This is a genomic window from Diplocloster modestus, assembly GCF_019042245.1.
Taxonomy (GTDB): domain Bacteria; phylum Bacillota; class Clostridia; order Lachnospirales; family Lachnospiraceae; genus Diplocloster; species Diplocloster modestus.
The window spans coordinates 1-331 of sequence record NZ_JAHQCX010000051.1 but is presented as its reverse complement, the minus strand read 5'-3'; the positions used below and the strand labels follow the sequence as shown (position 1 = coordinate 331).

Genomic DNA, 331 nt, shown 5'->3' with positions numbered 1-331 from the left:
AGCTGGTGGCAGTTTTTATGCTGCCAACATATATTGTTCGTATTTTTCAAAAGGAGTTAATACTCCCAAATTTCTTTGCAATCGTTTGTTATTGTAATACTCGATATAATCATCAATCATAGTTACAAGAGATTCACGATTATTAAATTTTTTGCCGTAGTAACGTTCTCTCTTTATGATTCCCCAGAAACCTTCCATTGGACCGTTATCAATACATTTAGCAACTCTGGACATACTTTGAGTCATTCCAGCAGCTTCTAATTTTGCATGAAAAGTACGGCTTGTGTATTGATAACCTCTATCAGAATGACATAATGGATGAGCATTAGGA

At 34.7% G+C, this 331-nt stretch carries 1 protein-coding gene; it reads right to left on the bottom strand.

Annotation, left to right across the window (positions count from 1 at the left end):
• Positions 1-15: 15 nt before the first annotated feature.
• Positions 16-331, bottom strand: a 316-nt coding sequence (locus KTH90_RS24770; protein WP_238727629.1) for an IS3 family transposase, incomplete at its 5' end; no start/stop codon positions are given.